Source organism: Hydrogenovibrio sp. (genome assembly GCF_049975065.1).
Classification (GTDB): domain Bacteria; phylum Pseudomonadota; class Gammaproteobacteria; order Thiomicrospirales; family Thiomicrospiraceae; genus Hydrogenovibrio.
The window spans coordinates 1-6,672 of record NZ_JBNGDN010000103.1 but is presented as its reverse complement, the minus strand read 5'-3'; the positions used below and the strand labels follow the sequence as shown (position 1 = coordinate 6,672).

The following is a 6,672-nucleotide window of genomic DNA, read 5'->3' as shown; positions in this document are numbered from 1 at the left end:
GAGGTTTGATTATGTGGCTCCCTAAATTAATGGACATTGCTTCGCCTGCGGTGGTGACGGTGGATGACAGTCAGTCGATTCACGAAGCCGTGCGCTTGATGGTGGAGCGCGGTCTTCGGGATGTGGTTGTTACCGGGAAAGCTGGGTTGCGAATTATTACGGCACGGGAGTTGATTCAATTGCGCTTGCAGCAGGTTGATTTTGAGCGACCCTTGAAGCAAGTTGAGTTGAATGCCGTTCCGACAATGGCCAGCGATGCTTCGGTGTTGCAGGCGCTGGAGGTGGTTCGCAGCCATCCCGACGAGCACTTGTGTTTGTTGGATGAGAGCAGTCAGTTGGTGGGGATTGTCAGTTTGACGGATTTAACCCATTATCTGGAACCGGCGAATTTGGCGAACGCGAAAACGCTGGGGGATGTGGTCAGCTTGTCTCGCTATGTGGCAGTGCCGGCCGAGCAGCCGCTGGAACAGGTGTTTGCAAAATTAAATCTGGCGCAGCAGACGCTGGCGGTGGTGTTTGATACCGCGGCGGAGGCCAGTTCAAATTCAGGTTCGGGCGCCGTGGGTGTGATTACTCAGAGTGATATTATCCGGCTGTTTTCGCAGAGGGCGGATTTGAGTCAGCCAGCGGGTTCGTTAATGTCCGCGCCGCTAAAAACCTTTGCCAGCGACTTAACCTTGAGTGAAACGCTGGAACGGGCGCGACACTATCAGGTGAAACGCATTTTGGTGGTGGAACCGCAGACGGGCGAAATGCTGGGGGTGTTGCATCAAAAAGAGCTGGTGACGCTGGTTTACCAGGCCTGGCAAGAACGGCTGACGGTTGAGAGTGAGCGCTTAAAAACCGAACGGGATTTATTTGCCGGTGGCCCGGTGCTGGTGTGCAAATGGCGGCCTGAGGCGGGTTGGCCGGTGGCCTTTGTGTCGGCCAATGTCTCTGATATTCTGGGCTATGACGCGTCCACGCTGCTGGCGGATGGTTTTCAGTTTGTTTCGCTGGTGCATCCAGATGATCTTGAGATGGTGGGCAAAGAAGTTTCACAATATATTGATGAAAACCGGACGTTTTGGGAGCAAACCTATCGGTTAATAAACGCTCAGGGCGAACCACGCTGGTTTTACGATTACACCCGTCCGGTGTATGACGACCAAGGCGAGGTGGTTGAAATACTGGGCTATCTCATCGACCAGACCGAGATTAAGCAGGCGCACAGCCGTTTAGCGGAGCTGGCGAAAAACATTCCTGGCCTGATTTATGAACTGGTGCGCTTTGCGGATGGGCACTTTGCGTTTTCATTTGCCAGCCCAGCCATTGCCGACCTGTTTGATGTGATGGTTGATGATGTCGCCGTGGACGCCAGTGTGGTTTTTGAGCGGGTGCATCCAGAGGATTTGCCAGAATTGATGGTTTCCATTGAGGAGTCCGCCAACCGCTTGACCCCTTGGGCGCACGAATTCCGGGTGCAGCTGCCCAGTGGTTTGACGCGTTGGTTAAGCGGCCAATCCACCCCCATGGCACGAGAGGATGGTGCCATTACTTGGCATGGTTTTATGCACGACATAACCAATGCCAAGCAGGTTGAGGAAGCATTGCGGGAAAGCGAGACCCGTTTTCAGCAACTGGCGTCATCGGTGGATGTGGCGTTTTGGATTCGCACCCAAGAAAAGATGCTTTATATCAATGAAGCCTTTGAAAAAATCTGGGGGATTCCGCGCGAAGCCCTCTACGACAACCCCAATCGTTTTTTGCACAGTGTCCACCCAGAAGACTTGGCTGGGGTTTTGAGTGGTTTGCAGGCGTTTCACCACAGCGATCTGTTTGAAATGGAGTATCGCATCCTCAGACCGGACGGCGATGTGCGGTGGGTTCGGGTCAAGGCGTTTAAGGTGGAAGGCACGGCCGGTAATCGTAATGCCGGAACCGCAACCGATATTACCGAACAGAAGCGTCAGCAATTGGCTTTGGAAGCGGCACGTTTGTCGATGGCGGAAAGCGAAGCGAAATTCCGCACGTTGGTGGAGAACCTGCCAGTGGTGATTTATCGCTGTGAAGTGAACGCGCCCTGGCGTATGTGGCACATCAGTCAGAATGCCCAAAAGCTGTGCGGTTACGATTCCAATGAATTTTTGACGGGGAAGTTGACCTGGGCGGATGTGATTCTGGAAGCGGACATGGCAAAGGTGGAAGCGGCTGTCCAGGCGGCTGTTCAGCAGCGAACCCAGTACACCATCGAGTATCGTGTGCGTCATTGCGACGGCCATATTTTGTGGGTCAGCGAAACCGGCTCGGCGCAGAACTACGATGCTGAGGGAAACCCGGAGTATCTGGATGGCGTGATTTCGGATATTAACGACCGCAAAATTGAGCAAAGCAAGCGCGAAGCGTCGGAACAGCGTTTGAAGGACGTGATTGAAGCGGCGGGGGAATATGTTTGGGAAGTCGATCTGGAGGGGCGCTATCTGTTTGCTTCCGAGCAGATTACCCAAATGCTGGGGGTGTCGCCGGAATCGGTGTATCAGCACACGCCGTTTGATTTTATGCCGGAAGACGAGCAGGCGCGTGTCGGCGCGTTTTTTGCCGATAAGGTTGAACGTCGCGTTGGCTTTCGCAATCTGGAACACCGTTCCATCCATGTGAATGGTGACACCGTCTGGCAAAGGGTCAGTGGGGTGCCGGTGTTTTCCGAAACTGGCGAGCTGGTAGCTTATCGCGGCACCGCCATGAACATGACGGAGCAAAAGGCGTATCAGACCAAGCTTGAAGAGGCTAAGCGAGAAGCGGATGCCGCCAATAAAGCCAAGTCGGAGTTTCTCGCCAATATGAGCCATGAGATTCGCACGCCGATGAACGGTATTTTGGGCATGAGTGAGTTGGGTCTGAAACAACCGGATCCGGCCAAAATGCGTGACCAGTTTCGCAAGGTTCACTCTTCCGGGTGCTTACTGTTAGGCATTATTAATGACATTCTTGACTTCTCCAAAATCGAAGCGGGCAAGATGACACTCGATCCGCAGCCTTTTTACCTGAATACCTTGATGGATAATTTGACCAGCCTGTTTATGGGACAGGCCAGTCAGAAGGCGATTGAGCTGACTATGGTGGCCGAAGGTTTGGAGCGAGCCTGTTTCTGTGCCGATGAGCTACGGTTGCGTCAGGTGTTGACCAATCTGCTGGGAAATGCCGTGAAGTTTACCGAACAGGGGGCGGTGCGATTAAGCATTACCCAAGAGTCGCTGGAAAATGACCAGGCCTGGCTGCGTTTTTCGGTTGAGGATACTGGCATTGGCATGACGGCTGAACAAGCGAGTAACCTGTTTCAAGCCTTTACCCAAGCCGACAGCAGCATTACCCGAAAACATGGCGGTACAGGACTCGGATTGGTGATCAGTGAGCGTCTGGTTACCCTGATGGGCGGCGGCTCCATTCACTTGCAGACGCAGCCAAATGAAGGTTCCTGCTTTGCGTTTTCCGTACCGTTGCTCTTGTGCTCGCAAGCGGATAAACAACGGATGGGACATGCTGTTAGTGCTCACTCCCCTTTGCTGTCGTTTCAAGGGCGCGTATTGTTGGTGGAGGACAATGAAATCAATCAAGAGGTGGCGAGCGAACAGCTGAAAGGGCTGGGCATCTCGGTGGCGCTGGCGGAAAACGGTGCGGTGGCGGTTGAAATGGCGCGCGCGCAACCCTTTGACTTGGTGCTGATGGACATTCAAATGCCGATTATGGACGGTTATCAGGCTTGTCGAGCGATTCGCGCATTTGCCCCGACGCTGCAGATTGTCGCTTTGACCGCAGCCGCCATGGTGGAGGATCGTGATAAAGCCATTGAAGCGGGCATGAATAATCATCTCAGTAAACCCTTGGATCTGGTCGCGCTGCAAAAGGTATTGGAGCAGTATTTGACGGTAGATACATCGGTCAACTTGCCTTCCGAAGTGGCGACTTTGGACGGCGGCGATGTCCAAAGTGTCGAGACGGCTTCCGAACCAGTGCTGTTGGATACGGCGGCGGGAGTGGCGCTTTTGGGCGGTAATCAGGTGCTGTATCAGCGTTTGCTGCGGCGCTTTCTGGCGCAACTGGCCGAAGACCGCGATGAATTGGTTGCTTGGCTGATGGCCGCTTCCGCCAATGAAGCCGGTGTTCAGGATCGCGTCTATGAGCGAAACCATACACTCAAGGGTGTGGCCGGTAATCTTTCAGCTCAAAGACTGTTGCGGCAGGCTCAGATGATTGACGATTGTTTAAAACACAAGCAATGGCCGGAACCGCCGTTGGTGGCGGCTTTTTCGGAAGTGTTGGCCGATACTCAGGCTGCGATTGAGGCTTATCTGCAGTCAAATAACGCGGACACTTCACCGGGAAGCTTGCCTGATTTAGCGGGTCTAGAGCGTTTAAAGCATCGTATTCATGCCTGCGAGTTCATTGATGAATCCGACTTGATGCCGTTAGCCGTTGGCTTTTCCGAGTCGCAGCAGCTTTTGTGGGAAGCGATGCTGGAAGCGCTGGATGGACTGGATTTCGAGTTGGCTGAAAGTGCGCTGGATGATTTGCTTTATACCCTGCAGAGTGACGGCGACGGCCACTGAAATCCGCTTTTATTGCACACTGTGACGCTGTGCGCTTGATAAGCTATCGGCTTATTATTTATCACAGGAGATGAAACCCGTTATGATTCAGCATGAACGATTGGCTTTGGCGCTGACCTTGACGTTACTTCCCTTGGCGGGCGTCGCTGCGGATGCGCGTGATCAAGACCCGTATGTCGCAGGGTTTGAAGCGTATGCTAAAGAAATGCAGGCGGTGCCGGGCGATGCCTCAGCCAATAATGCGGTGAGTGCTTATGCCCAGGAAGTGGTTCAGGTTGAAAAACAGGTTGGTTACATTGGCGATGTGTTGCCGATTCCCAAAGCCACCAAGGTGATGGACGGTGTTTATACGGTGGTGGGCAGCTTTCTGTGGGGCACGCCGAGTAATTTTGGCTTGAATAACAATTTGTCGGCCATAATTTTTGCAGACGGTGTGTTTGTCTATAATGCCGGTGCCAATGAGGCGCTGGCCTACAGTTTCCACCAGCAAATCAAACGCTTGACGGATAAGCCAGTGAAATGGGTGGCAATGGAAAATAACCAAGGCCATGCCTATATGGGTGCCAGCTATTGGTGGGATATTGGGGTGAAAAACCTCTATCTGGAAACCCTGGCCACCGAGAATGCGCACAAACAGTTTGCCAGCACCAAAGCGCGTTACGCGGCGGAGCGCGGGCGTGCCATTACGGCTTCGGCCTACGATGTGACCGAGCATTTCACCACCTTTGAGGGCGAAATGGTGGTGGATGTCGGCGGCGGGGAAACCGTTGAACTGATTAATTTCGGCGGCGGCCACACCCCGAGCATGACGGGGATGTATGTGCCGTCGCGCAAACTGCTGTTCACCGGCGACCTCGGGTTTAACGAACGCTTACCCGGGCTGTTTGACGACAGCCATTATAAAGAATGGATGGATTCATACAACAAGATGGTGTCGATGGTTCCGAAAGATGTGGTGGTGATTCCAGGGCATGGCACGCCCACCGATCTGGCGACGCTGAAGCGTCAGACGTATGATTATCTGGCCGATCTGGAAACGCAGGTGCGCGCCATTGTGGAAGCCGGTGGCACGCTGGAAGACGTGGAGGCGATTGATCAGTCCAAGTATCAGGATCGCCCAGTCTTTGACCAATTGGCCAAACCGAATGCGGTGAATATGTACCACCAAATGATGGCAGAAAAATCGAAAAGCTAAGACGACATTTGTCCTGTCAACGAAACGGCCAGGCCTGGTAACATTGACCAGGCCTGGCCGTTTTGCGTTTTATGCGATTTGAATGCTAGCCCGTGAATGCAAACCTGTAAGTGCAACTTCGTGAAAGCAACGCTTAACCCAGCCACCCCATTATGCCCAAAAGCATGGCGTAGCGCAGCCCTTTGCCCGTGACGACCAGCAGCACAAACCAGATAAATCGAACGCGCATGATTCCCGCCACCAGGGTCAAGGCATCGCCAAAAATGGGTGCCCATGCCAGCAACAGTGACCAGGTGCCGTAGCGTTGAAACCAGCGCTGGGTTTTGGCCAGCGCAGCGGGTTTGATTGGAAACCAGCGGCGATCTTGAAAATGCAGAAGGTAACGCCCTAAAGCGTAATTGACCATCGAGCCGAGGCTGTTACCGGCGGTCGCCCAGAGCCAGAGCGTGAAGGGGTCGTTTCCGGCCGCGGCCAAGCCCACCAGCAGCACTTCCGACCCGGCCGGAAACAACGTCGCGGCGAGAAACGATAAAGCGAATAAGGATAGGTAAGCGTCCATCTGGGTGACGCTGGGCTATTTTGGACTCAAGTGGTAAAGCTTGCCCGAATCCGTGGCGACATACAGCCGACCTTGCGCGTCCTGTGCCAGACTGCGGATGCGCTGGTTTAAGTCTTTTAATAAGCGGTGTTCCGCAAGGGGCTGACCGTCCGGTGACAGCACCACTTGGTTCAAATGTCGCAGCACCAACGAGCCGGCAAACAGGTTTCCTTGCCACTGCGGAAACGCATTGCCGGTGTACAATAGCAGGCTGCTCGGGGCGATGGACGGAATATAGACCTTGATTGGGTCGATCATCCCGGCTTGATGCGGCCGGCCGACCGGTTCGCCGC

The 6,672-nt window shown here is 54.0% G+C and carries 4 protein-coding genes; 2 read left to right on the top strand and 2 right to left on the bottom strand.

The window, feature by feature from the left end; genetic code table 11:
* Window positions 1–11 precede the first annotated feature (11 nt).
* Both ACP5D0_RS09600 and ACP5D0_RS09595 read left to right on the top strand, forming a co-directional pair.
* Window positions 12–4,586 (top strand): PAS domain-containing protein, encoded by a 4,575-nt coding sequence (locus ACP5D0_RS09600; protein WP_472365546.1) that lies wholly within the window; start codon window positions 12–14, stop codon window positions 4,584–4,586.
* An 82-nt stretch (window positions 4,587–4,668) separates the two neighbouring features.
* Entirely contained in the window at window positions 4,669–5,781 is a 1,113-nt protein-coding gene (locus ACP5D0_RS09595) for an MBL fold metallo-hydrolase (RefSeq protein ID WP_472365545.1), read from the top strand.
* A gap of 133 nt (window positions 5,782–5,914) precedes the next feature.
* Here ACP5D0_RS09595 and ACP5D0_RS09590 read toward each other — a convergent pair whose 3' ends face one another.
* Together ACP5D0_RS09590 and ACP5D0_RS09585 are read right to left on the bottom strand one after the other, a co-directional pair.
* Window positions 5,915–6,340, bottom strand: coding sequence for a YqaA family protein (locus ACP5D0_RS09590; protein WP_472365543.1), 426 nt, complete (start codon window positions 6,338–6,340; stop codon window positions 5,915–5,917).
* A 15-nt stretch (window positions 6,341–6,355) separates the two neighbouring features.
* Window positions 6,356–6,672: PQQ-dependent sugar dehydrogenase (locus ACP5D0_RS09585; RefSeq protein WP_472365542.1), on the bottom strand; the 317-nt coding region annotated here is incomplete at its 5' end.